The sequence below is a fragment of the Jeotgalibacillus proteolyticus genome (assembly GCF_050107735.1).
GTDB classification, from domain to species: domain Bacteria; phylum Bacillota; class Bacilli; order Bacillales; family Jeotgalibacillaceae; genus Jeotgalibacillus; species Jeotgalibacillus proteolyticus_A.
In genome coordinates, this window is sequence record NZ_JBNILO010000001.1 from 539,301 (window position 1) to 565,356 (window position 26,056).

The following is a 26,056-nucleotide window of genomic DNA, read 5'->3' on the forward strand; positions in this document are numbered from 1 at the left end:
GAAGCGCAAATTGCGCCGCCGGTGGTTTTTTTATCCTATGAGCTTCACTACGTAAGAGCGGTTGCTTCTCGGACCGTCAAATTCACAAAAGTAAATTCCTTGCCAGGTACCGAGGATAAGCTTTCCATCCTCGATCACCAGTGTCTGGGCGTGGCCGACCGTACTCGTTTTTAAATGAGAGGCTGTGTTGCCTTCTGCATGCCTGTCTTTTGGATGCTCCCACGGATACACTTCATCAAGTCGCATAAGAAAGTCTTTTTTTACATCCGGATCCGCATTCTCATTTACTGTAATTCCAGCTGTTGTATGGAGCGAAGTGACGACGGCAATTCCATTTTGAATGTCCTGGCTTGCAATCCAGTTTTGTACATCAGAAGTGATTTCAATCATTTCGTCTCTTGAGTTGGTGGTTAGGGTAAATTTTTTTATCATATTTATCTTCCTTTCTAAGCAGACCGCTGGCAAGCGCTCGCATTCTTCGTTGCTCACCCCAGTCCAGATGCTCATTGCCGGAAGAGGCAGCTCCGCTCTGTCCTGGGGTTCGCGCCTCGAATGACTGCAGACCGCTGGCAAGCGCTCGCATTCTTCGTTGCTCACCCTGCCCCAGCTGCTCATTGCCCTTATAGGCAACTCCGCTCTGTGTCAGGGTTCGCGCCTCGAATGACAAACACTTTCAGCTGGTCTGCGGACTGTCTGGTTTAGTCATGTTATCAGTTGGAATGTAATCTTTGTACTTGGTTAGTCTTGGCAAGCGCTCGCATTCTTCGTTGCTCGCTCTGCCACAGATGCTCATTGCCATTTTAGACAACTCCGCTCTGTGTCGCGATTTGCGTCTCGAAAAAATAGCTGTTTCAGTTAGTCTGCGGACTGTCTTGTTTAGTTATTTTTTCAGTTAGAAAGTCTTCTTTGTACTTAATGAGTCTTAGTAAACACTCGAATTCTTCGCTGCTCATCCTGCCCTGGTGCTCCTAAAGCGGAGCTGCCCTTAGTCTGGATTTGTTACATTAGTCTACATCCTTTTTGATTTTAAGATGTTGTTGAAACTTTTTATCTATTTTAGTACATGGACAGTGAGGTGGCAACTGTTCAGGTGCTCGATGAATCTTATGGCTGACCCGGTATCATTTCGGGTCTGCTTTTTTAGTTATTCTGCCTATGTGTGAAGCTTTGTTTTTATAGAAGTGGAACACTTTTTTATGGGTGGATTTGTTCTTTTTTAGTGTAACTGATTTAAGCCCGAAACCATATAGTAATGCAGAGAGGTGTCAGGGATGAAAAGGCTAATTGATTTTTTATTGTCGAGCATTCTCATCGTATTGCTGTTTCCGCTGGCTGCTGTTGTTGGTTTTGTTGTTTTTTTGCGTATTGGTTCGCCCGTTTTGTTTAAGCAGGTCAGGTCCGGGCTTCATGGCAATCCTTTCAACATTTATAAATTCCGCACGATGACGGATGCTCTTTCTGCTTCAGGAGAACTTCTATCAGATGAAGAGAGACTGACACCCTTTGGCCTTTATTTAAGGAAGTATTCGCTGGATGAGCTTCCTCAGCTGGTGAATGTGTGGAAGGGAGAAATGAGCTTTATTGGACCGCGTCCGCTGCTGATGGAATACGTGCCTTTATATACCCGTGAACAGGCGAAAAGGCTGAAGATTAAACCTGGAGTGACGGGGTGGGCGCAGGTAAATGGAAGGAATGCAATTTCGTGGGAGCAGAAGTTTGAATTGGATGTCTGGTATGTAGAGAATTGCACTCTTTGGCTGGATGCAAAGATTTTTTGGATGACAGTGATGAGAGTGGTCCGGCCAAAAGGAGTCAGTCATCCGGATTCAGCGACGATGAAGCGATTTGAGGGGACTGCGACAGAGGAAAGAAGTGACTAGAAGAATAAGCGCGCTTTGAGAATGGCGGATGAATTGCATTTTTTTGAAAGAAAGGAAGAGCAAAAAGATGAATGAGCAAAAATTAAGTTTTTCAGGCTTTTTTTCTATTGTTTTAAAGAGGTTATGGATCGTGATTATTTTTACAATCGGAGCAGTTGCAGCGAGCGGTTATATTTCCTATCAGGTGATTGAGCCGACTTATGAATCAAAAGTGGATATCGTTGTAGCAGGCAAGCAGACGACGGAGAGTCCAATTCTGACGAGTCACATTGATGATTCCCTTAAGCTGATCTCAACCTATCAGGATATTATGATCAGTCCGTATATTTTAAAGGATGCACAAAATCGTCTGCAAAAAGATGGACACACCATTTCATTTGATGAAAAAGATGTAACAGTTTCCAATACACAGGATTCTCAAGTGATTGAACTGCGTGTGGAATATTCCAATGCTACAGAAGCAGCTCTTATTGCCAACGCAATCGCTACTTCTTTTGATCAAAAGGTGCAGCATATTATGAGCCTGGATGAAAAAAATTCCAAGGTGCTGAATAAAGGAACAGTTAATCAGGATCCTATTTTCCCTCAACCGATGCTGATTATGGGAATTACGCTGGTACTGGCTTTAATTTTCTCGATGTGGCTGACATTTGCTATTCATCGGTTAAAAGAACAAAAATAAAACGGTTTATGCTGCCCTCCCACAGCAAGGTGACTACACCGATTTAGTAAGGAGATCGTGAGGAGCATGCCACTTAAAGAAAATCCTTCAAACCTTTTTATTGTTTCTGCCGTTTCCGCTGCCGTGTCGTTTATTACCGGTATCTGGATACGGAACATCCTGGGGCCTGAAGAATATGGGATCTGGCTGATTTATTCACTGTTTTTAGTGTATGGCTACTATATGCAGTTTGGAATTTTGGAGGGCTTTAGCAGGGATGTTCCGAGAATGCTGGGACAGGGCCGGTTTAAAAAGGCAGATGAGATTAGAAGCACCGCACTTGTGTGGATTCTGATGTCCTCAGGAATGTCTTTTTTAGGGGTTATTGTCCTTTTGATTCTGCCATTGACCTTTTTTGAGACCATCATGGGTGTGATGGCGCTGCTTCTTGTTCCCTTTCAAAATCTGGTTCTTTTTTTCAACCACTTTTATTTAACCGTCCAGCAATTTAATAAAGTGGCAGTCATTCAGCTGATTATCGGCTCCCTTCAGTATGTTGTGATGGGGATTTGCGCTATATTTATTGGGATTTACGGACTTTTTCTCGGCGTGCTGATCGGCAGTGTTGCCGCCTTGACTTACAGCAGGCTGAAAATGAAGACGAAGATCCCGCTGAAATGGCATCGCGGGCTGTTTAAAAAATTGCTGAATTACGGCTTTCGCATTACGCTGATCGGTATTTTGCTGAGTCTTTTTACCACGATGGACAGATTGCTGATTTTTGCTTTCTTCGATTCTGTCTCTGTGGGAATGTATGGCATCATCGCTTTTATCTATCAGGGAATTATGGTGCTGCCATCTGTTTTTCATCAGGTGATGTATCCCAAAATCAATTATCGGTACGGGGCAACCGGGAAAAAAAAGGCGCTGATGCCGATTATATTGGAACCGACCATTTTACTTTCTTATATCAGTCCGATTCTTCTGGGGATTGCATTTTTTGTTTTCCCTTGGTTTGTACAAATGTTTATGCCTGAGTATGTGGCGGGTACGACTGCTGCAAGAATTGTGATTGTGGGCATGTTCTTTTTTATATGGGCAATGCTGTATGCCCATTATCTAACAGTTGTTCACAAGGAATGGAGCTATTTGAAGGTTCTATGCTGCGGTGTATTAATCAATGCGATTATTAATCTCATTATGATCCGGCTCGGCTATTACATTAACGGTGTGGCTCTCGGTACTGCAATATCGTATATGCTGTATCCGCTTTTATTAATGTTTGTCTGCTTCAGAGACATGGGGCTGAAGTGGGTGGAGTATATGCGTCATTTTGGCATTATTTTACTTCCTTTTGTCATTATGGTCAGCCTGATGGGAGTCATTGAAGCCATTCAAATTCATTTTATCGTACAAATCAGCTTGTACTTGCTTTGCTATCTCCTTTTTCTTTTCGCTTCCTCCAATAAAATACCGCTTCTGTCGGCTTATAAAGACAAGGGCTTTCAAATCATAAGAAAGAAATTCGGAGTTGTAAGTAAATTTGAAGCAAAATAATTCTTTTCGCATCGCTTTTTGTCAATTGTAATCTGTGCACTAAAGACTGGTAGGTGATCGAATGCCATTTAAAGTTGTGTTACCGGATAAAGCACTCTGGCTGTTTTTTTGGGCAGGCCTGGCGCTTCTAGCAGGCGCACTCGTTCCTGTAATTGGTACGACAGCAGCTATCTATTTTCTTATCGTTGTGTTATCTGGTTTAATTGCTGTTTTCTTTTCCACCCTTTTTGGACATCCGCCGCTTGTTCTGAAAATTATTCTTTTAGCTATTTCGGTTCGCGTTGTGATGCTGGTCCTGCTGAAAATCTACTCCTATCAAAATGGCCTGGATGGCTTTTTTCCGGGCGATATTGATGCACTTGCTTATCATGGAGACGCTGTAAAAGCGCTGGCGACCCATTCCTGGTACGAAGCATTGCAAGGAAACCTGTCCTATACCATTTTTGTAGCTTTTTTATATAATTTGTTTGGCATTGATATGATGATTCCTCAGTTGATTAACCTGGGAGTAACTATCATTATCGTACCGCTCTTGTATGAACTTGGTATGCGTGTTGGAGGGAAAAAAGCAGCTGTGGCAGCGGCTTTGCTGTGGAGCTTGTTTCCAAGTGCAATTTTCTGGTCCATCTCGTTATTAAAGGATGCCTTTGTGGTATTTGGTATGGTTCTTTCAAGCTTTCTTGTTCTGTCCCTGACAAAAGCTAAAATTTCGGTAGTGGATCTCGTCATTGGACTAAGCGGGGTTGTGATTATCTCGTATATGCGTCCTCAGTTTTTGTTGGCGATCTCGATTCCTGTACTAATATACCTTGCTGTTCAGTTTTTCAGAGGGAATAGCAGCTTTTTGCGCAACTGTATTTTAATTATTGCAGCAGTAGGTGTGTTCAGTGCCACGTCGGCTGGCGATATTATCGTGCAGACCTTTGGCAGTTCCACTTCTGATGAAGGGGTAGACCGCATTAATGAAATTGCACTTGACGGGGGTTCAGGAATTCACATTGTTACACTGTTTTCTCCTGAGATCCGCTGGCTTGTTCAGCTTCCATTCTCTGTATTTGCTCCATTCCCGTGGCAGTGGTTTTCCTTTAGCCAGGCAATCTATTTAATGTCGGCATTTGAAATGCTTTGCTGGTATGTCCTGTATTACTACATGTGGAAAAACAGAAAAGATATTTTTAAAAATCATACAGGCAAAATGATTTTTCTCTATGCGTTTTCCATCTTCATAGCAGTTTCCTTCAGCCTGCCGAATATCGGATCCATTTATCGCTACCGGCTTGCTGCTATGGCCATGCTGCTGCCGCTGATCTTTTTTACTACCAGAAAGAAAAATAAGAGAGCCGGGCCTTTATGAAGAAAAAGATTCTTTTCGTGACAACGATTGCCCGGACCGTTGAAGCGTTTCTGATTCCTCATATTCAATCTTTTCTTGATCAGGGCTATGAGGTCGGGGTGGCTGCGAACATAGAAGGGACTTCCGTAGATTTTCTAACCCGTCTCGGCGTCAAAGTTCACCATGTTCCTTTTAGCCGCTCTCTTTTTCATTTTGGCAACGTAAAAGCGTTTTTTAAAATGAGGCGCGTATGCAAGGGTTATTCTGTTCTTCACCTTCATACACCCATCGCCTCTTTTTTAAGCCGAATGGCCGCCTCCCCTAAACAAAAAACACTTTATACAGCCCATGGATTTCATTTTAATGAACAGGAATCCTGGTGGAAAAACAGCTTCTTTAAAGGAATGGAAAAAATAGCAGCGATTAAAACAACGGAACTGGTTGTGACAAACAAGGATGATTTAAAAGAGGCTCAGGCACTTTTCCCGTCCCTCTCCCTTCATTACGTTGAAGGGGTAGGCGTGGATACTGAGCACTTTAGCCGGCATCGGGCAAATTTAAAAAATCCCAGGCATGTAAGAAAAAGTATGGGTCTCTTTCCTGGAACGAAAGTGATCGTGCATATCGCAGAGCTGAATGAAAACAAAAGACAAATAGATGTTGTTGAAGCGGCGTCACTGCTGCAAAAAGAAATGAGTGACTTTGTTATTTTGTTAATTGGAAAAGGACACCTGCAAAAGGAGATCCAACAGGAGATTTGGAACAGAAGGCTTGAAAAGCATATTCGCTGCATTGGATTTGTTGAAGATATTCCCTCTGTCTTAAATATTGCCTATATCGGGCTGCTTGTCTCACTGAGAGAAGGGCTTCCGCGTTCTATTATGGAAATGATGGCAATGGAAATGCCGGTCATTGCAACCAATATTCGCGGCAACCGGGATTTAGTCCAAAATGGCAAAACCGGATATTTAGTCGATGTAAAATCACCTGGTCAAATTGCACAAAAATGCAGGGAACTGCTTGAAAACGAGCAAAAGGCAAAGCAATTTGGGATAGTTGGCAGAAAGGTTATTGAAGAGCAGTATTCATTGCCTATTATTCTTAAGAAAATGGATACCATCTACAAAAAGCTCTGGAATCAGCATGAGTAATCAGGTAAAAAGTCTTTGAAGGGGCGGGATGGAGTGGGGAAGAACTTAATTATCATCGGCTGCGGAGGACATTCCAAGGTAATTGTGGACATTATTGAGCACATGCCTCAGTTTCGAATTTTAGGGTTGATTGATGATCATCCTGTCCGGCCATCACATTTTCAAGGCTATCCTGTGCTAGGCGACACAGCTTCCATAAAAACAATAAAAGAACCTGTCTTTGGCGGAATCATTGGTATCGGGGATAACTGGTCACGGAAAAGAGTAGCGGATGAAATTAAAAAATCAAATCCAAACTTTCCTTTTGTCACGATTATTCACCCAACTGCTTATGTAAGTCCAAGGTGTCATATCGGTGCCGGCACCGCCATTATGGCGGGTGCGATTATCAATAGTGATGTAAGTATTGGAGAGCATTGTATTGTGAACACACTTGGGTCTGTTGCCCATGATTGTGTGATTGGGGATTATTCAAGCATTGGACCCGGCGCGCATTTAGGCGGAAACGTTGTGATAGGGGACAATTCTGCGATTTCACTTGGTGCCCGGATCCTCCATGGACGAACGATTGGAGATCATACCGTGGTGGGGGCAGGTGCTACGGTAACAAAAGATTTTGGGGATTTGAGTGTCGTCTATGGAGCGCCGGCAAAGTGGATCAGGCCGCGTCTTCAGGAAGAAACGTATTTATAACCCGGCAAATGGAGGGAGCAAAATGAAAAAAGTCCTCATGATGAACTCTGCTAAAGCCTATTTGCCTCAAATTGATGCCACCATTCGATATTTTGATGAAAAAAAGAGCGATTTCAAATTTTTTGACTCTGCCAAAATCGGCTCTTTTTCTTTTTCTGACTTTGATGCCCTATGGACTTTTCCAGGCATCGATCGCTCAGCACCCGACGGAATGCCGCTTATTCATGAATACGCATCGTTATCTACAGGCATATTTCCAAAGGGGAAAAATATGATTAAACGTAGCCTCAATCAAAAGCCGGACCTCCGGATTTTTTTAAATGATTTCGTTCAAAATGGAATGCAGTTTAAAGATGGGGTCGTATCTCTTCAGCGGGACATGGGAGTAGATGATCTTTTTTTTCGTTACCAGGACCGGGTGAAGCAATATGATTGTGTTTATATTGGAGCGATTACAAAAGCCAGGGGCATTGATCGTTTTCTCCGGCATTTTAAACAGCTGAAGGAAAAACACTCCCTGTTAATGATTGGAACTGTGCCGGATGAGATCTATGAAGAATTTAAGTCAGATGATCATATAATTTTTACAGGCAGCATCCCATACAAGGACGTGCCAAAATACGCCTCTCAAGCTGTTTACGGCATTAATTATATGCCGGATAAGTACCCCTATAACCTTCAAACTTCCACAAAGCTGCTGGAGTATTTAGCCATGAATCTGAGGATTATCTCAACGGAGTATAAGTGGGTCAACCACTTTAAAGAAAAACACAATTTATCCTTTATTACGGTGGATGCCTCCTTGCGGGATTTGGAAAAAAAGCTCATCAGCCCCCCTCCTCAATCCATACAAAAAGAATTTTTGGAATCCTTATCCTGGTCCAATGTCATCAAAAAATCGGGCCTTGAACAAAGATTAAATGATCTTTTCAGCCAGCATAAAAACCTTTCAGGAAAGTGATGTGAAGACGGGATGGGCGCTAAACCGGAAAGGATTTTTCTATCTTCACCACATATGGGTTCAGCAGAGCAATTGTTTATCAATGACGCCTTCGATACAAACTGGATTGCTCCTGTAGGGCCGCATCTGACCAAGTTTGAAGAAGAAGTGGCGGCTTACTCAGGGACAAAAGGGGCTGTTGCGGTCACTTCCGGAACAGCAGCCATTCATTTAGCGCTTAGAGCTCTCGGAATTGGTCCTGGAGATGTTGTTTTCTGTTCTTCCTTTACATTCGTAGCAAGTGCAAATCCTATTCTCTACCAGGGCGCAAAACCGGTATTTATTGATTCAGAACCGGAGAGCTGGAATATGAGTCCTAAGGCGCTGAAACGAGCTTTTGAGGAAGCGGAGAAAAATGGAGAGCTGCCTAAAGCAATTATTGCAGTAAATTTATACGGACAGAGTGCAAATTATGAAGAGTTGAAAAAAATCTGTGAGCCGTATCAAGTGCCGATCGTAGAGGATGCGGCTGAATCACTTGGCGCTACCTATAAGGGCAAGGCCAGTGGAACATTTGGTGAATTTGGCATTTTTTCATTTAACGGAAATAAAATCATCACCACTTCAAATGGCGGAATGATCGTTTCAGACGATACCGATGCGCTGCAAAAAATCCGTTTTTGGTCCACCCAGGCAAAAGACCCTGCAAAGCATTATCAGCACAGCGAAACAGGGTATAACTACCGCTTGAGCAATGTCCTCGCCGGAATTGGCCGCGGGCAGCTTATGGTGCTTGACGATCGGGTGGAAGCTCGCAGAAGAATTTTTAACCGCTATCAGGAAGCATTCAGCGGCTTAAGAGGAATTCAATTTATGCCCGAAACACAGCATGGCCGGTCAACCCGCTGGCTGACCGCCTTGACACTTGACCCATCTGTCATTACCGCTCCTCCTGAGAAAATTATAGACGCCCTTGACGTGCAGAACATTGAAACACGAAGATTGTGGAAGCCCATGCACAGGCAGCCGTTATATGCTCACTGCGATTATTATCCTCACGACGAACAAACCAGTGTATGTGATGAGCTGTTTGCTTGTGGACTTTGTCTCCCGTCTGGCTCAAATTTGACCGCAGCTCAGCAAAATAGAGTCATTGATGCTCTGCTCCCATTTTTTGTGCAGCGATGAAAATGCACAATGCCCTTCCTGTACAGCCAACATTTACACACATGCATTCCCTCCACTTCAGGGAAGGATAGGTGATTATGTGGAAAATCGAATAGTAAGCGAGATAAACAGCTTTACGTGTCCTTTTGAGCAGCGGATTGCAACCGTCGGCACCACTGCCAGAGATTCACTGTCATTTGCTGTTCTCCCAAGAAGAACGGCACTTGGATACGAAGCGATCAATTTCCTGGTTGTTTCACCTGACGCCGCCAGGGAATTATTTTCATTAGTAGATCCTCATGTCGCTTATTTGTTTATCGATATCGAGTCAAAAAAGGAAATTGACTTGCTGCAAATTGCCAGAACCGTAGTAAAAAAAGCCCGAATTATCGCTTATAAACCAAATGATACGACTCTTGAAGCTGCCGATTTGTTTCTCCGCCATTCCTTTAAAGATGAACTCGAAAACAAAAAAATGCTTATTTATGGAGCAGGCAATCTTGGTTCCAAGCTGGCACTGCGATTAGCTGAACGGGGCTGCAGCATTTATTTAAGCTCCAGAAACGATGAAAAAACAAAAGAAATTGTAAAGGTGCTGAATTATCTTCTGCCTAAATTCTCAAAGAACACGATTCACCATCTAAAGACAGGCACGATGGACCCTCTGGAGCTTGATTGTCTGATTTCGTTTACCTCATCCTCTCATGTCATTCCTTCTGAAATGTCTGCTATGATGAAAAGAAAGAGCCTGGCACTGGATGGAGGAATTAATAACTTTACCCCCCAATTTATTGTAGAAGCGAGCAGGAAGGAAATTACCTGTTACCGGCTGGATGTCAGAGCGGCTTTTCCTCATACGCTTTTATATTTAATTCAGTATATACGTGATTTTTATACGAATATTCAAGGAGAAGAAAAATGGGAAAACGGCATTAGAGTTGTAGCGGGGGGAATCATCGGCAATGATGGGGATATCGTGGTGGACCGCATCCAGCAGCCTACCCAAATTGTGGGGATTGCAAATGGAGTGGGCGGCTTGAAGGATGAGCAGGATTATACAGCTAAAGACCAGGCACAGCTTACTGCTTTCCTGAAATCGCTTCATCAAAAAAAACGATAAAAACCTTCAGAGAGATTCATGAATTCGATGATCGATTCCTGAATCATTTTCTGGAGGTTTTTTCTGTGCATGAATCGGGAGACTTGACAGAAGAAAATTATTGTCCGTTTTCATCGGCTGATAGCAAATAGGACGGCACAATTTCTTTTAAACACTTTTTAAGATCTTCTGTTTGTTCTTCCTTTTCATTATTTTTAATCAGTTCTTTCAGCCTTTGGATTTTCTCCGGCATATTGCAGGTTTCAATGTCCACAGGCTGCGCAATAAAAATCAGCTCATGCTTTGAGGACCGATTGCCTTCCTCAGCAGAAAGCAGCTCTTCGTAAAGCTTTTCGCCAGGCCGCATGCCAGAGTACTTTATTTCAATGTCTTTACCCGGCGTCAGACCGGATAGGGTGATTAAATTTCTTGCGAGGTCGCTGATTTTTACAGGCTCTCCCATATCAAGTACGAATGTCTCCCCACCTGTTGACAGGCCGCCTGCCTGGATCACCAGCTGAACCGCTTCAGGAATCGTCATAAAATATCGTGTCATATCAGGGTGGGTTACCGTAATGGGGCCGCCTTCAAGAATTTGCTGTTTAAATAAAGGAATCACGCTTCCTCTGCTTCCTAGAACATTTCCAAAGCGCACAGCGGCAAATCGGGTGGAACTGAAAGAGTTGATGTGCTGGATATACAGCTCAGCAATTCGTTTGGTAACGCCCATCACGCTCGTCGGGTTAACCGCTTTATCTGTAGAGACAAGAACAAATTTCTCGGCGCCGCTTTCATGAGCACACTCAGCCATTATACGTGTGCCAAATACATTATTTTTAATGGCTTCGGTCGGATTGTACTCCATGAGAGGAACATGTTTGTGGGCAGCAGCATGGAAAATAACCTGTGGATGGAAGTCGCGGAAAACACGCTGAATCCGTTTCCGGTCCTGTACATCACCAATAATCGGCTCAATTTGCAGCTGAGGAAAACGGCTTCTGAGTTCTCTTTCAATCAAGTAAATACTGTTTTCACCATGTCCAAGAAGAAGGAGGTTGGATGGACTGAATTGAGCAATCTGCCTGCACAATTCGCTGCCGATTGACCCGCCTGCCCCGCTGACGAGAACCACTTTATCGGTTAAGTAGCTTGCGATTAAATCAAGATCGAGCTTAATGGGCGCTCTCCCCAGCAAATCCTCCACTTTTACTTCCCGGATGGTTGTCGCAATCCGTCCATTAATAATATCGTTAATTCTCGGGAGAATTTTCACATCAATCCTGTGGTCCTTGCAAATCGTAACGATTGACGAAATCTCGGAGCCAGAGGCGGAAGGAATCGCAATAATAACCGTTTCAATGGCGTACTCCTTAATCACTTTATGAATGTCATGACGGGACCCAACGATTGGAATGCCGCTTATTTCTGCATCGAGCTTATCGAGTGCATCATCAATGAAGGCTACAGGGTAAAGAGGGGAGTTATGGGATTTTCGTAATTCATTCAGCACAAGCCGCCCTGCATTACCGGCGCCAATAATCAGCGTTCGACGTCCATTTTCATTTCCGGTCTCTTTAAGACTGTAGCGTATTTTTGTGAGAATCCTGATAAACGATACTCCGCAAACAATAAAAACCCAGCTAAGCAAAAATAAAGCAAAGGGAATCGCATATCCGTTGATCTTTTCAAGTAAAATCTGTGCACTCCAGCAAACTAAAATCGACAAAATCGCCGTTTTCGAAATGAGATAAAACTCATAATGACTCACATACCGCCAGAAATTTTTGTACACATTAAAGTATAAAAATGCTCCGATGAAGGTGAGGGAGTAGAGCAATGTCAGATAAACAGCTTCAAGCAGGAAATCACTAAAATAAGGGCCAAGCAGCAGGTAACAGCTTCCAGCAACAGAAGCAAAAATAATGAAGATATCTGTCAAACTGGAAAATAAAATCCGTTTATTTCTTTTCAACTTAACTCCTCCATTTTTATTTTTAATTCGCAGCCTGCCCGACTTTTTTCTCTGGTTCAACTGCCCAGAGAAAAATCTAGTAAGCTACTCTCTTTATATGATAAAAACCGGAAAATGGTGATGGGCAAAGAGCAAAAAGGGCATGTGGGATAAGGGTTTACTCCATTTTTCAAGAGGCTGCTGTTTTTCACATGGAAAGGCTGGGGACAAGCTTTAAGGCGAGCATCTGAAAACACTTCCAATTAATATCGTAAGACATAGACTAAGAAAAAACGCATTGAGAAATAAATTTGTAAAAGATCAAACGGCCTCTCTTTCACGTAGGAAGGAGACGTTCTAGTATGAAAACATCTCGTACTACGCCTATTCGCGTCAATTAAACTTTCCATTTTTACAGGAAGTAAGGGTTTTTTGTTGAACTAGTTAAATAGTAATATTTCGAAATTATTCATGCAGATAGGAGAAGGTAATATGTCGATTAAGAAGGTTAGCAAAGAATTTAAACTTGTGGGCTTAAAAGGTAGTGGAGAGTTTGTTACCTTTGGTAATGAGGTGCCTTTGCTTGCAAAACAGCTATTAAGTCGCTCAAACGAAATCCTAAATGCTACAGAAACTGAAATTGCACTATTTGAACCTAAAAAGGGTGAAAACCATAGCAGAGGTCACTATTATGTAGGATTAATTGTAAATAAAAAAGTAAATAAAGTACCAACTGGGATGGAATATATTGAAACAAATAATAATTACATCACGATAAGAGGGAACATGTCTAATTTGAGAGAACTCCATTTGAAGGTATTGAATTGGTCAGAAGAACGAGGGTATGAAAGAGATCTCGATTCTTATATTGTCGAGACCTATCACCCTAATGAAGTAGAAGAAGAAGTACAAATCTACTTGCCCATTCAAGCATAAAAACAGAAGAGCAGTGAGCCGATCTTAGAAACTGCGACATATTCGTTCCAGGTTTTTTTCCTGATTTCATAGTTAATTCATTCACCCACGGAAATCACACACCTATAACACAAACGAACCCGTTTTTATAAGAAATCATTAAATAAAAAAATGAAAACGCTTTAATAAATAGAAATATTACTATATTCTGAAATCTTATTGCGATTGGTGTCGCAAGTTAGTATGATATGACATACACAGTTTCGATTTGGTTAAATCGTCTGGAAACTATAGATGCAGGGAAAGGGTGGAGACAATGGACAAAAAGAAAGATATGCGAATCCGGAGCAAAGTAATCAGTGAAGGTGTGAATCGGGTGCCAAACCGCTCCATGCTGAGGGCAGTCGGCTTTACAGATGAAGATTTTAAGAAGCCCATGATCGGAATTGCCAGCACATGGAGTGAGGTAACCCCTTGTAATATACATATCGATGAACTAGCAAAACAGGCAAAAGCAGGAGCGAAAGATGGCGGCGGAGCCCCGATGATCTTTAATACAATTACCGTGTCAGATGGTATTTCAATGGGCCATGAAGGAATGTTTTACTCCCTGCCAAGCCGTGAAGTTATTGCAGACTCCATTGAAACAGTCACCAATGCGGAACGCCTTGACGGCATAGTGGCAATTGGGGGCTGCGACAAAACTACACCCGCCTGCGTAATGGCGATTGCACGTATGAATATCCCTTCTGTGTATGTATATGGAGGAACGATACAGCCGGGAAAACTGGACGGCAAAGATATTGACATCGTCTCATCCTTTGAAGCAGTGGGTCAATATCAGGAAGGCATCATCGACGACGAACAACTCTACAAAGTTGAATGCCATGCATGTCCGGGAGCAGGTGCCTGCGGCGGAATGTATACCGCCAATACAATGGCTGCGGCAGTTGAAGCACTTGGCATGAGTATTCCAGGATCTTCTTCCACACCTGCTATTAATAAATACAAGGAATCTGAATGTCGTCAAGCAGGCGAGCTAGTCGTATCTTTACTTGAAAATGATATTTACCCTCGCGATATTATGACGAAAAAAGCGTTTGAAAATGCTATCACAGTAGTCATGGCTCTTGGCGGCTCAACCAATGCTATATTGCATTTGCTGGCCATGGCTCATTCTGCAGACGTGGATTTGACGCTTGATGATTTTGAAAGAGTCCGCCAAAATGTCCCGCATTTAGCCGATTTAAAGCCGAGCGGCAAATATGTCATGCAGGATTTGTTTGAAGTAGGCGGGGTGCCTGCAGTCATGAAGCTTCTACACGAACAGGGACTCATACATGGAGATTGTCTGACCGTAACGGGGAAAACTATTGCCCAAAACCTGGAAAGCGTAGCACCATTAAAAGAAGGACAGCAGGTTATCAAACCTTTCAACGAGCCGTTTAAAAAGACCGGACCGCTTGTTGTGCTTAAAGGAAATCTGGCGCCGGACGGAGCAGTGGCAAAAATGTCCGGACAGAAAATCAGCCGTTTTGAAGGACCGACCCGTGTTTATGACAGTGAGGATGAAGCTGCTAAAGCGATTGAAGACAACCAGATCAAAGAAGGGGACGTCCTCGTAATCCGTCATGTGGGTCCTAAAGGCGGACCTGGGATGCCGGAGATGCTGTCGATTACAGCGATGATCGTCGGCAGGGGGCTTGGCGGTAAAGTCGCGCTAATGACAGATGGCCGTTTCTCTGGCGGTTCACATGGTTTTGTCATTGGACATGTTTCTCCTGAGGCACATGTGGGAGGGCCAATTGGACTCCTGAAGGAAGGCGACACGATTACAATCGACAGTGATACACAGGAAATCAATTTCAACTTATCCGAAAGTGAGTTGGAAGAGCGTGCGAAAGCCTGGGTCAAGCCTGCTCCAAAATTCCGCAAAGGCATGCTTTCAAAATACACGAAGCTCGTTTCTTCTTCTTCAAAGGGAGCGGTAACAGATTTGGATGAAGAATAACACGTTTATGAAACAAGAACGGTACTAATAATATGGGTTGATAAAGGAGCCAGAGACAACATGTGTCTCTGGCTCCTTGACCGGTTCACTTCGCTTCAGGCAGACGCAGGGACGGCGCTGAGCAAGTTTCTCGATTCTTTTCTGTCCTTATGGTTTGATAAAAGGAAAGAAAAGAAATTTATCAGCCAGGAGTGATGATCATGAATGTACAGATTTGGTCGGATTATGTTTGTCCGTTTTGTTATATAGGAAAAAGAAAGTTTGAAAAGGCGCTGGAGAATTTTGCGCATAAAGATCAGGTGCAAATTGTATATAAAAGCTTTGAGCTAGATCCCAATGCCCCATTGCATGCTGAGCAGGATATGATTGAAACGCTTGCAGGCAAATACGGCACAAGTCTTGAACAGGCGAGAGAAATGACCAGAGGAGTCACACAGCAAGCGAAGGAAGTCGGACTTGCATATGATTTCGATAAAATGAAGCGCACGAACACACGGGACGCTCACAGGCTGACTCACTGGGCTGCCTCGCAGGGGAAAATGGAAGAACTAACAGAGCGTTTACTCCAGGCGTACTTTATTGAATCAAAGCATATTGGAGAGCATGAAACACTTGCACTTCTTGCAGAAGAAGCTGGTTTGAATAAAGAAGAAGCCCTTGAAATACTGACATCTGATGCTTACACATCAGAAGTGGAACAAGATATAAACAAAGCTTCCCGGATTGGCGTCACAGGCGTACCATTCTTTGTTTTTGAAGAAAAGTGGGCTGTTTCTGGTGCACAGCCAGTAGAAGCGTTTGAGGAAGTGTTAAATAAGGTTTGGGAGGAACAGCAGGGATCTGGTTTCATTCACATGACCAGTAAAGAAGGATCAGAGGATCAGGCATGCAAAGATGATTCTTGCAGTATCTAAAAATCGCCCGGGAGCTTAGACAGCTTCCCGGGCGATTTTTTACATTACCATAGTCATGCAGCGACAGGCTGCTTAAGATACCTTATCATGCTCTTTCCTGATGGCATCCCAGCATTCAGTTCCTTTTATGCCGAGCTTCCCAGGGGAGAAGGTTGGATCAATACCCTGATTTTTCTGCGTTTCATAATCTTTCAGTGCAATGATAGCAATTTTTCCTAACAGCACGATGCCTATAATATTAATCAATGTCATCAGTGCCATGAATACATCAGCAAGTGCCCAGACAAGACCAAGGCCTGCATAAGATCCAAACATAACAAGTCCCATTGTCAGGAATCGATAGACATTAAGTGCGATTTTGCTTTTCTTAATAAATTCAATATTCGTTTCCCCGTAATAGTAGCTTCCTACAATCGAACTGAACGCGAACATAAAGATTGCGGCAGCCACGAAGATTCCGGCCCAGTCACCGATTTGAAGACTGAGTGAGTTTTGCAGAAGCTGAATTCCTTCCAGTCCGCTTGCCTGATAATCTGTGTTTACCAGAATAATAAAAGCTGTGGCCGAACAAACAATTAATGTATCGACGTACACACCCAGCGTCTGAATAAAGCCCTGCTTAGCAGGATGACTGACATTGGCAGTAGCAGCAGCGTTTGGTGCACTACCCATACCGGCTTCGTTGGAGAATAATCCACGGCGAACACCCTGCATGATAGCAGCACCGATCCCGCCGCCAAGCGCCTGTTCAAAACCAAATGCGCTGCTGATGATGGTTGAAAATACAGCAGGAATTTCAGAAAAGTTCATCGCAATTACGACTAAAGCAATTCCGACATATAAAACTGCCATAATCGGCACGATCACACTTGAGAAATTTGCAATTCGATGAACACCGCCAAAGATAATCAGCCCTGTCAAAAGCGTAACAGCCCCGCCGACAATCAAACGGTCAATACCAAATGCACTCTCAAATGCAAGGGCAATTGTATTACTTTGTACAGAGTTAAAAATTAATCCGAATGTAACGGCGATTAATACGGCAAAGATAATGCCTAGCCAGCGCTTGTTTAAGCCTTTTTCGATGTAATAAGCTGGCCCGCCGCGGTAAGCTGAGCCATCACGAACTTTATAAATCTGGGCGAGTGTGCTTTCAATAAAGCTTGTCGCACCCCCCAAGAGTGCCACAACCCACATCCAAAACACAGCACCAGGACCTCCGACTACAATTGCAACAGCAACACCAGCTAAGTTACCTGTTCCAATTCGGGTAGCGGCCCCAATTGAAAAGGATTTAAAGGAGCTGATGCTTTTCATCCCATCCACGACGACCGACTTATCGCCGAGCACCCGTATCATTTCTTTCAAGTAGCGAAACTGAACAAAGCGGGTAGTAATTGTAAAATAAAGACCTGCACCAAGTAAGGCAGCAATAAGAACATAACTCCATAAAAAATTATTAGCACTATCAATGATTCCTTGCATTCTTTCATCCCCCTTTTTTTGAATTATCTGAATATGGAATAATATACACAGAAATTTTAATTAAGTAAATAGTAATTTTAGGAATGTAAATCTTTGAAAACCCTTTCTTTTAGGGGTTGAGGAAAAAATGATGAAAAACCTGCAATTTTTTGCAAAGTGGTTTCCAGAGAAAAAAACCTTAAATATAATGCCTTCAAGACTTTTAATCATTTATTTACGTAAAAATTTCCATTAGAAAATCGAAATATTCTGTTAACTTTTTATTTTAAAAAATCTGCGAAACCGGTAAAGTTTCGCAGAAAAATCAGGAATTAAAATATGTTTTAATCAGCATACGGTATTTTTCATCTGTCAAATCAAGCTCTTTTCTGCCGCTTTTTTTCAGCAGATTCTGTGTATTGGTGTCATCAAATTCAACTGAACGCGATAAATAAGACCGGAAGACACTCATCGGTTCATTAATGACCTTGTCGCTCTCAGTCAGTCGATCAGGGGTACTGACCAATTCCAACTGCGTAACTCCGCTGATTTCTTTAATCCAATTCATTACGTCTTTGTTTTTAGGAGCATGGTTATTTGCAATGTGGTAAATGGCAGATGGTTCGGCATGAACGGCAGCTGCACTTAATACATCGACTACATAATTGACCGGGACAACATTATTTGATGCTTCCTCGTTGCATAATAGGCGGATCACATGGTCTGAAGAAATTCTTCCGCGCTGAATCAGTTTCTTAACAAGAGCTACAGCTTTTAAAAGGCCGTATAAGGCAAATGTTGTATCTGCTTCGCCAGTATTGGAATCACCAACAATAATTGCCGGACGGAAGATCGATACCTGAAGGGCATCCCGCTCCTGCCAGACAAGATGTTCAGCCTGACACTTACTCTCTTCGTAGTCATTTACGAACATACGGGATAAGGAGTGAATAGTTTCCTTTCCGTAATGATCAAGCCCCAGCGTATAAGCAGTACTGATATGAAAGAATGAAGGAATCCTAATTTTATGTGCAAAGTCAATCGCGTGCTTTGTTCCTTGAACGTTGACAAAAAACGTTTTTTCGCGATCATCCGGATCAAAAGATAAAAAAGCTGCAGTATGGTAGAGTATATGAAGCTGGCCCAGCAGGTTTTTCTGATCAGCAGCATTTACTCCAAGCATTTCTTTTGTCACGTCCCCGTAAACCGGATGAACCCGCTTCGCTTCTTCAGGAGTAAGAGAAGCTAGAATCGCACTCTTTTTTTTCTCGCTGCGGACGAGAGGAAAGAGGGTATGTCCGTCCTTTAAAAGGGATTTAACTAATTTAGTGCCAACAAATCCAGTAGCACCTGTTATCATGATGTTCATAGGTGTCTCCTTTTTAAATGCAAGATTCTTTTAGTATAGCAGACGTCAAGCTGAATCTTAACTGAAGAAACGACAAATACTGCGCAGAGAAGTAAAAAAGGTATAATAGATCGAAAGAGGTGTATGTATGAAAGAATTTTTATCGCTTGGTCTCTCCCAGTCGGCCGGCACTCAACTAGAAAAGCAAATGATTTTGAGCCCAACGGATGTGCAGAAAAAAGCCATTCCCATTCTGTTAGACAATAAAGATGTATTGGTACAGGCAAAAACAGGAACAGGGAAAACACTCGCTTTTTTGCTTCCTGCACTTGAAAAAATAGATCAGTCCAATTCTTCGCTTCAGGCGCTTGTATTAGCTCCTACCAGGGAACTGGCAATTCAGGTCACTGAAGAGCTAAAAAAGCTGCAGAAGAACGATAACGAACCATCCATTTTATCCATCTATGGCGGTCAGGATTTAGATAAACAAGTAAAAAAACTGGCGCGCGGCGTTCAAATTGCCGTTGCAACACCGGGAAGGCTGCTTGACCATGTCAGACGGGAAACCATCGATCTGTCGACGGTTACGACACTGATCATAGATGAAGCAGATCAAATGCTTCATTTCGGCTTCCTTGAAGAAGTAGAGCAGATTATCGAACTGACGAGCGAAGATAGGCAGATGGGGTTATTTTCTGCAACGCTTTCCAAGGATATTCGCAAGCTTGCAAAGCGCTATATGAAAAAGCCTGAAACTGTACAGATCAGGGACCAGTCCAGCATGGTGGAAGAAATTCAGCACTATGTCATTGAGGTTAGCGACAGGGAAAAGCTCGGGGCCTTATGTCAGACGATTGATGAGACCAGACCATTTTTAGGGATTATTTTCTGCCGGACGATCCGCCGAGTAAGCAAGCTGTATGGAGAGCTGCGATCAAGAGGCTATCTTGTAGGTGAATTGCACGGCGACCTGTCTCAATCAAAGAGAGAAAATGTAATGAAACAATTTCGAACCGCCAAGCTTCAGCTCCTTGTCGCAACCGACGTTGCATCAAGAGGAATTGACATAGAAGGCGTTACCCATGTTTTTAATTACGATGTTCCGGAGGATGTTGAAGGCTACATTCACCGCATTGGAAGAACAGGGCGTGCGGGAGAAGATGGGGCGGCCTTTACGCTGTCAGCTCCAAAAGACAAAGATCTTATGCGTGATATCGAGCAGGGGATCCAATACGAAATTCCGAGAAAAATAGTGGAAGTCAATGCAGCAGACTATGACCGTCATGAAGGTCCTTCAAAAAAGGATTCCATGAGTGCTAAAGAAAGAAAAGAAGAAAAGATTGAAAAAAACAAAAAACGACAGCAGCGCTACAGCGGCAGTCATACTGCACCTAAAGCATCACTGAGTAAAAGAAGAGGAAGATCTTAAAAAAAAACGACCCTGCAGCCATTTTTGGACTGCGGGGTCGTTTTATCCTTTGCTGAGCTTCCATAGCCAAAGTAACGGCTTAAGATCCTCCGGCTTTTCTTCTCGTATTAGCCACTTTCTTTGCTTGCTGGCTTTTCATTTTCTTCTCGTTGCCAGGTCCCTGAGAAGCTGCATTTGCTTTAGATTGATTTTTCTTATTCGCAAGCTGCTGCTTCACTAAATCCTGTAAACTTACCTTCTTCTGTTCACTCATGAAATCGATCCTTTCCATAGCAGGTACCCATAATTATAATCCATGCCTTCCCCTAAAGAAAGATAAACAGCCGATTCAAATTCGCAATAATGAAAAAAAGTGATGTAAACTAAAAGAAAATGGGGTCAGACCCCTTTTGTTTGGTAACGTACTAAAATCAAAAGAAAAGTGATCTGAAGTTCTATTTTTCTCGTTATCTATTTAAAGACTATTAGACTATGGGGAGGTGCATGTCTTGGCGAAAAAACTGCTGTTATCCATATTAGTCGGGATTGCAGTATTTATGGTGTCATACGGCGTCATGATGGCTGCACAAAAATATACAGGATCTTCTGCAGAATCAAGCGATGCAGATGAAGGAAATTCTCCTGCGGTGCAAAGCAGTGAAGAAGATGACCTCGGATCTCTTGGGGAACAAATTGAGACGAGCCCTGAAAAAGAAGAAGAGTTTCCGATTCTTGAAAAAGATGAAGAAAAATTTGAAGAGCTGCTGGCAGTTCAAGAACAGGAAGTGACCCCTTTAACCCCGGTAAATGTCTCCATCCCTGCTCTTGATATAGAGGCTGACATTATTCAGGTGGGAATTGAAGAAGATGGCGCGATGGAGGTTCCTGAAAATGTAAATGAAGTCGGATGGTTTGAACCGGGTACGAAGCCAGGGGCAGTTGGAAACTCTGTATTAGCAGGACATGTAGACAGCTATGAAGGACCGGCGATCTTCTTTGAGCTTCGCAATCTTTCAGAAGGAGACGAAATTATCGTCACTGGAGAAGATGGAGAATCTTTGACGTTTGCTGTAACTTCCATGGAATCATACCCGGCTGATGGCGCTCCCCTTCAGGAGATATTTGGTCCCTCTGACTCCAGAAATCTTAACTTAATTACGTGCACAGGTCCATTTGATCGGGAAAGCGGACAATATCCAGACCGTTTAGTCGTCTATACTGAGCTTGTAGAAGAAGAACCGGAAGAATTGGAATATGAACCGACCGTGCCTACCAATGTAGCTCTAACAGGCAATCAGTTTTCATGGTATGCGGTGCGTGATCAAGAAGTAGTGGGGTACCGCATCTACAAAGAGCTGGAGGACGGAACGAAAGAAAAATTGGACAGTGTAAGCTATTTTGAAAGAAAAAGCTTAATTGTAGAAGACCCTGAAGCTGTCTACTCTGTAACGGCTGTATCGATTGATGGAAAAGAATCAGAGCATGCTTATCTGACTGAAGAATAGAACTGCAGGACAGCGTGAAAAAACATTATGTTTAAACGCTGGCTGGGAGATAATTGAAAAAGTGTAGAGAATTGAGTCTGTTTTTACTATTAATGAAAAATGAGTGGAGAGTTGATTCCAGCAGTAGATGATGGCAATCCGAGTTTCTGGCTAAGCTCCTAAAAAAGCTCAGCGCCGTCCCTGAGGAAATCTTCCACCTATACTGCTCGATGAGTCTGAGACATTTTGTCCCAGGCTTTTTTGTCGTCATTTTTCGGGGGTGAAGCATATTGAATAAAATTAAAAACCCCTTCCTGCGATCCCAAAAGGGGAGGCAGGAAGAGGTGCTTATTCACTTACGTTAAAATTGACCTGTTTTACGAAGTTCTTTTCCACGTCTCCTGAATTTCAAAAAGACGATATAAAGCATTGGAACAATTACCAGTGTAAGCAGGGTTGAAAACATGATTCCGGATATAATCGTCACAGCAAGCGGTGTAAATAGTGCATCTCCGCTTACAGCTACAGGAATCAATGCGACAATGGACGTAAAGGCTGTAAGAAGAATCGGGCGTATACGAACACGTCCTGATTCAATGACGGCATCTTTCACCTTCATTCCGTTTTGAAGACCCTGTTCTATAAAGTCAATAAGCACAACGGAGTTCCGGACCACGATTCCTGTTAAGGAAACCATACCCATTACTGCCAGGAAGCTGATTGGTGTTTGTGTGACAAATAATCCAAGTATCGCACCAGCAATGGCCAAATAAACGGCCACCAATACTAGCAATGGTAAAGACAATGAATTAAATTGGAACGCAATTAGTACATACACAAGGAAAATAACGATTGTAAACAGAATGATAATTTCAGAGAAGAAGTCATCCTGGGCTTCGTTTTCTCCACCTAGAACCAGACTGTAATCTTCTGAAAGACCTTCACGTACTTCTTCAGTAATTTCCGTTACTTTGGCTTCCAGATCTTCGACTTCACCAGGGAACGCCCGAATCGTTATCGCACGTTCTCCTCCATCGTGAGGAATCCGCTGCAGCTGTTCGGTTTCTTCAGCAGTTACAAGTTCATCCAGCGTCACTAGAGCAGGAGGGCCCTGTTCACCACTCTGAGCGGCGGCAGGCAGTTCAATTTGGGTTAAATCAATTTCTTCCCCTTCTTCCACAGGATCCACTAAAAGGGTCATATCCCGTTCAGTCACGCCATCATCAAAGCTGTCCATCGGTATTCCTTCTGTCACCACTCTGATCTGCTGGCTGATCTGCTGCAGCGTAATGCCATTTTCATTTAGTGCATCACGATCCGGTATATATTGAATAGTAGGCTCTTCTTGTCCAATATTATCGAGAACCAAATCGACACCCAGGTCATCAATTTCACTCATCACTGTATCGCGGATTGAAATTATTTCTTCCAGCTCAGGTCCTTTCACTGTAACCGTTACAGGAGCTCCAGCAGGAGGCCCTTGCTGAATCGTTTCCATGAAAATAATGGCATCCGGATACTGATCACGAAGCTCGTCAGTCCAATCTTCGATCAGGCCTTGAGCGGTTTGGTTTTCCCGGTCCACTCTTGCGACCAGCTGTCCGGTATAATCACCTGTCGTATCAAGCGAACTATTAAAAAGGTTCGGCAGACCGGTACCTGCGAAAATGGATGTTTCCTTTACGCCCTCATCTTCTTTTAACGTACTTTCCATTTCCTCAAGCGTTGAAAGTGTTTCTTCAAGTGGTGTTCCAATCGGCAGCGTGACATCAACCGTCACTTCTTCGCGATCTGCATCCGGGAAAAACTCAAAAGGCGTCAGTACGACAAGACCAAACAGGGCGGTCGTCACAGCCAATCCAATTAATCCTGTCAAAAGCGGCTTTTTGGATGTTTTCACCAAAATTTTATCAGCGTAAAAATCAGAAATCCAATTCAACGGTTTTCCTAATAAACCTGGAGAATCCGACATTTTTTTATTCGATTTACGGTAAAAACTGAAACGCATCATTGGTACAAATACAAGAGCAACAATTGTTGATGCCAGAATGGTTGTAATTAATACCGTTGGAAGCGCGCGGATAAAGGCTCCGTTTCCTCCAGATAAAAAGACCAGCGGCAAAAAGGTAAAGACGATTGCTAGGGAGGACGTAACGATGGATACCCAAACTTCTTTTACCCCTGTAATAACGCCACCAAGTGCTTTATCCCCCAGTTTAAATCTGCGCTGAATATTGTCATTTACCACAATGGAGTCATCCACCAGGATACCGAGCGCAATGATTACGCCAATGACGGAAATCTGGTTTAAATCCACACCCGCAAAAGGGAGAGGAATAATCCCAATCAGGACTGATAGCGGAACCGCAATGGCGACAACAATTGCACCGCCTGGAGTTAAACCGAGTGCACTTGTCACAATGACAGCCAATACTGCAATCGCAAGTGAAAAATACAAGCCGTCAAAAATGGTATTCACCAGATCAGCCTGGGAATAATAAGGCACCAGTTCAATATTTTCAGGCAGTGTTTCTTCTAACTCATCCATCTTTGAAACGACAGCTTCATCCACACTTGGGATGTCCTGTCCTTCGTCTAAATAAGCTGTAAACGATACAGCAGGCACCCCATCATAAGTAATCAGATCCTCTGTCTCTTTTGGTGCAAGCTCAACAGATCCAATATCTGCTATGGAAACAGCATCACCTTCAGGAGATTGGCCTACTGTCACTTGTTCCATTTCTTCAACTGTTTCATACGATTCAATAGAAAGCTGATAAATCGTTTGACCGGTTTCCTGTTTCCCAAGAGGAACTGGATTGAATTCACTTTCAATTGCGGTCATAACATCCGGGATGGCAAGACCATTTTGACCCAGCTCTTCAGAATCAACCGTCAAAATAATTTCAGTAGGCTGAACGCCTTTCACTGTCGTACCGGAAACACCGGCCACAGCTGAAATTTCTTCATCCCAATCATCCATTAAAGGCTGCAGATCTGTAAATGCATCCCGATCCTCGCTCGTTAACATATACGAGACGATAGGGAAATTTGCCTGCGCTTCCTCTACAGAAGTGGAGACCACCTCTTCCGGGAAGGAGGCTTCAGCATCGGATACCTGCTGCTGGATAGATGAAAACACTTCCTGCGAGTTTGCTCCATCTTCTAGCGTTACAACAACGGATGAGAAGCCTGCAGCAGATGCAGAAGAAATTTCCTCAATTCCCTCGATTGATTCCAAATTTTGTTCAATCGGATTGGTGACGGTCCGTTCAACCACCTCAGGCGTCGCACCTGGATACACAGTGGAAATGGTACCGACATTTACAGAAGTCTCGGGAATTTCCCTTTGAGGCAGCTGCAAAAACACCATAACCCCGACAATAATACTTAAAACAAAAAGCACCATGAAAATCTTCGTGCGCTTTAATACCCATTCAAACATCCTGCAGCCTCCTCTTGGCATTTCTAAAATAATTATTCCTTTAAAAGATGGTTAGTATAAGTCCTTTCATCACTATTCTTCACGTTTTCGACAGTTGTGTCAAGAATGAAGGTGTTGGCTTCTATTTCTGTCCAAAAAAATGAGCCTGGGACAAAACTCAGCTGAATAAACGAGAATGCCCTCATGAACTTTAGTAGCTCATGAGGGCATTTTTTATTTAGATAATTAAAATTTTTAATAAAAGATAAGGACAACCTCTGGTAAAATTAAAGTCACCACAACAAAAACCACCGGAGGTGTCCTTATGTTTAAAGATTATAACATGAATCAAGTTGTTTTGCCCCTAGACTTGGAAATCAAACTTCAAAAAAATGATATTGCTTACGCGGTACATGATCTCGTAGAACAGATTCCCCAAGAAGCATTCGAGTCTTTCTTGCGAAAGACCGGCTGCCCTGCCTATCATCCACGTATGATGATGAAAATTATTTTATGCGCCTACTCCCAATCCGTTTTCTCCGGAAGAAAAATTGAAGGACTCCTTTTAGACAGTGTTCGGATGATGTGGCTGGCTCAAGGGCACCAACCCAGCTATCGAACCATAAACCGATTCCGGGTTTACCCAGAAGTTCAAG

The 26,056-nt window shown here is 43.0% G+C and carries 22 protein-coding genes; 16 read left to right on the forward strand and 6 right to left on the reverse strand.

Annotation, left to right across the window (positions count from 1 at the left end):
• Window positions 1-30: 30 nt before the first annotated feature.
• The gene (locus tag ACQCT8_RS02770) at window positions 31-432 is read right to left on the reverse strand and encodes a secondary thiamine-phosphate synthase enzyme YjbQ (RefSeq protein ID WP_426868230.1); all 402 of its coding nucleotides are present in this window, start codon (window positions 430-432) and stop codon (window positions 31-33) included.
• 839 nt (window positions 433-1,271) lie between these two features.
• Here ACQCT8_RS02770 and ACQCT8_RS02775 point away from each other — a divergent pair.
• The 9 genes from ACQCT8_RS02775 (at window position 1,272) to ACQCT8_RS02815 (ending at window position 10,502) form a co-directional block, all read left to right on the forward strand.
• Window positions 1,272-1,880: a sugar transferase gene (locus ACQCT8_RS02775; RefSeq protein WP_426868233.1), complete on the forward strand. Its 609-nt coding sequence runs from the start codon at window positions 1,272-1,274 to the stop codon at window positions 1,878-1,880.
• A gap of 67 nt (window positions 1,881-1,947) precedes the next feature.
• Entirely contained in the window at window positions 1,948-2,562 is a 615-nt protein-coding gene (locus ACQCT8_RS02780; protein ID WP_426868234.1) for a YveK family protein, read from the forward strand.
• A gap of 66 nt (window positions 2,563-2,628) precedes the next feature.
• Entirely contained in the window at window positions 2,629-4,098 is a 1,470-nt protein-coding gene (locus tag ACQCT8_RS02785; RefSeq protein WP_426868236.1) for a polysaccharide biosynthesis C-terminal domain-containing protein, read from the forward strand.
• Window positions 4,099-4,159: 61 nt separating this feature from the next.
• Complete coding sequence (locus ACQCT8_RS02790) at window positions 4,160-5,452, forward strand: hypothetical protein (RefSeq protein WP_426868238.1); 1,293 nt, start codon at window positions 4,160-4,162, stop codon at window positions 5,450-5,452.
• A complete protein-coding gene (locus ACQCT8_RS02795) occupies window positions 5,449-6,582 on the forward strand; it encodes a glycosyltransferase family 4 protein (RefSeq protein WP_426868240.1) in 1,134 nt (377 codons plus the stop codon). The genes ACQCT8_RS02790 and ACQCT8_RS02795 overlap by 4 nt, the downstream gene beginning before the upstream one ends.
• Window positions 6,583-6,615: 33 nt before the next feature.
• Window positions 6,616-7,275, forward strand: coding sequence for an acetyltransferase (locus tag ACQCT8_RS02800; RefSeq protein WP_426868242.1), 660 nt, complete (start codon window positions 6,616-6,618; stop codon window positions 7,273-7,275).
• 22 nt (window positions 7,276-7,297) lie between these two features.
• Window positions 7,298-8,236 carry a glycosyltransferase gene (locus ACQCT8_RS02805; RefSeq protein ID WP_426868244.1) on the forward strand — a complete coding sequence of 313 codons (939 nt, stop codon included), beginning with the start codon at window positions 7,298-7,300 and terminating at the stop codon, window positions 8,234-8,236.
• Between the two features lie 12 nt (window positions 8,237-8,248).
• Window positions 8,249-9,403 (forward strand): DegT/DnrJ/EryC1/StrS family aminotransferase, encoded by a 1,155-nt coding sequence (locus tag ACQCT8_RS02810; protein ID WP_426868246.1) that lies wholly within the window; start codon window positions 8,249-8,251, stop codon window positions 9,401-9,403.
• Between the two features lie 79 nt (window positions 9,404-9,482).
• A complete protein-coding gene (locus ACQCT8_RS02815; protein ID WP_426868248.1) occupies window positions 9,483-10,502 on the forward strand; it encodes a hypothetical protein in 1,020 nt (339 codons plus the stop codon).
• A 97-nt stretch (window positions 10,503-10,599) separates the two neighbouring features.
• Here the strand turns inward: ACQCT8_RS02815 and ACQCT8_RS02820 are convergent, their stop codons facing one another.
• Entirely contained in the window at window positions 10,600-12,453 is a 1,854-nt protein-coding gene (locus tag ACQCT8_RS02820) for a polysaccharide biosynthesis protein (protein ID WP_426868250.1), read from the reverse strand.
• A gap of 471 nt (window positions 12,454-12,924) precedes the next feature.
• Between ACQCT8_RS02820 and ACQCT8_RS02825 the strand changes: the two genes are divergently transcribed.
• The 4 genes from ACQCT8_RS02825 (at window position 12,925) to ACQCT8_RS02840 (ending at window position 16,272) form a co-directional block, all read left to right on the forward strand.
• Complete coding sequence (locus tag ACQCT8_RS02825; protein ID WP_426868252.1) at window positions 12,925-13,368, forward strand: GyrI-like domain-containing protein; 444 nt, start codon at window positions 12,925-12,927, stop codon at window positions 13,366-13,368.
• Between the two features lie 295 nt (window positions 13,369-13,663).
• Entirely contained in the window at window positions 13,664-15,358 is a 1,695-nt protein-coding gene (gene ilvD / locus ACQCT8_RS02830; protein ID WP_426868253.1) for a dihydroxy-acid dehydratase, read from the forward strand.
• Window positions 15,359-15,418: 60 nt separating this feature from the next.
• Window positions 15,419-15,553, forward strand: a complete 135-nt coding sequence (locus tag ACQCT8_RS02835) for a hypothetical protein (protein ID WP_426868255.1) — start codon at window positions 15,419-15,421, stop codon at window positions 15,551-15,553.
• Between the two features lie 5 nt (window positions 15,554-15,558).
• Window positions 15,559-16,272 (forward strand): DsbA family oxidoreductase, encoded by a 714-nt coding sequence (locus ACQCT8_RS02840; RefSeq protein ID WP_426868257.1) that lies wholly within the window; start codon window positions 15,559-15,561, stop codon window positions 16,270-16,272.
• A gap of 72 nt (window positions 16,273-16,344) precedes the next feature.
• Here the strand turns inward: ACQCT8_RS02840 and ACQCT8_RS02845 are convergent, their stop codons facing one another.
• A complete protein-coding gene (locus ACQCT8_RS02845) occupies window positions 16,345-17,757 on the reverse strand; it encodes an alanine/glycine:cation symporter family protein (protein ID WP_426868259.1) in 1,413 nt (470 codons plus the stop codon).
• Window positions 17,758-18,061: 304 nt separating this feature from the next.
• On the reverse strand, window positions 18,062-19,105 hold the full coding sequence (locus ACQCT8_RS02850) for an SDR family NAD(P)-dependent oxidoreductase (protein ID WP_426868261.1): 1,044 nt from the start codon (window positions 19,103-19,105) through the stop codon (window positions 18,062-18,064).
• 127 nt (window positions 19,106-19,232) lie between these two features.
• Here ACQCT8_RS02850 and ACQCT8_RS02855 point away from each other — a divergent pair, with 127 nt between their 5' ends.
• Window positions 19,233-20,513, forward strand: coding sequence for a DEAD/DEAH box helicase (locus ACQCT8_RS02855; RefSeq protein WP_426868263.1), 1,281 nt, complete (start codon window positions 19,233-19,235; stop codon window positions 20,511-20,513).
• 79 nt (window positions 20,514-20,592) lie between these two features.
• Here the strand turns inward: ACQCT8_RS02855 and ACQCT8_RS02860 are convergent, their stop codons facing one another.
• Window positions 20,593-20,766 (reverse strand): hypothetical protein, encoded by a 174-nt coding sequence (locus tag ACQCT8_RS02860; protein WP_426868265.1) that lies wholly within the window; start codon window positions 20,764-20,766, stop codon window positions 20,593-20,595.
• A gap of 235 nt (window positions 20,767-21,001) precedes the next feature.
• Here ACQCT8_RS02860 and ACQCT8_RS02865 point away from each other — a divergent pair, with 235 nt between their 5' ends.
• Window positions 21,002-21,997 (forward strand): class F sortase, encoded by a 996-nt coding sequence (locus ACQCT8_RS02865; RefSeq protein WP_426868266.1) that lies wholly within the window; start codon window positions 21,002-21,004, stop codon window positions 21,995-21,997.
• A 340-nt stretch (window positions 21,998-22,337) separates the two neighbouring features.
• Here the strand turns inward: ACQCT8_RS02865 and ACQCT8_RS02870 are convergent, their stop codons facing one another.
• Window positions 22,338-25,421, reverse strand: a complete 3,084-nt coding sequence (locus ACQCT8_RS02870) for an efflux RND transporter permease subunit (protein ID WP_426868268.1) — start codon at window positions 25,419-25,421, stop codon at window positions 22,338-22,340.
• 304 nt (window positions 25,422-25,725) lie between these two features.
• On the opposite strand from ACQCT8_RS02870, the gene ACQCT8_RS02875 reads away from it, so the two are divergent.
• Window positions 25,726-26,056: transposase (locus ACQCT8_RS02875; RefSeq protein ID WP_426868270.1), on the forward strand; the 331-nt coding region annotated here is incomplete at its 3' end.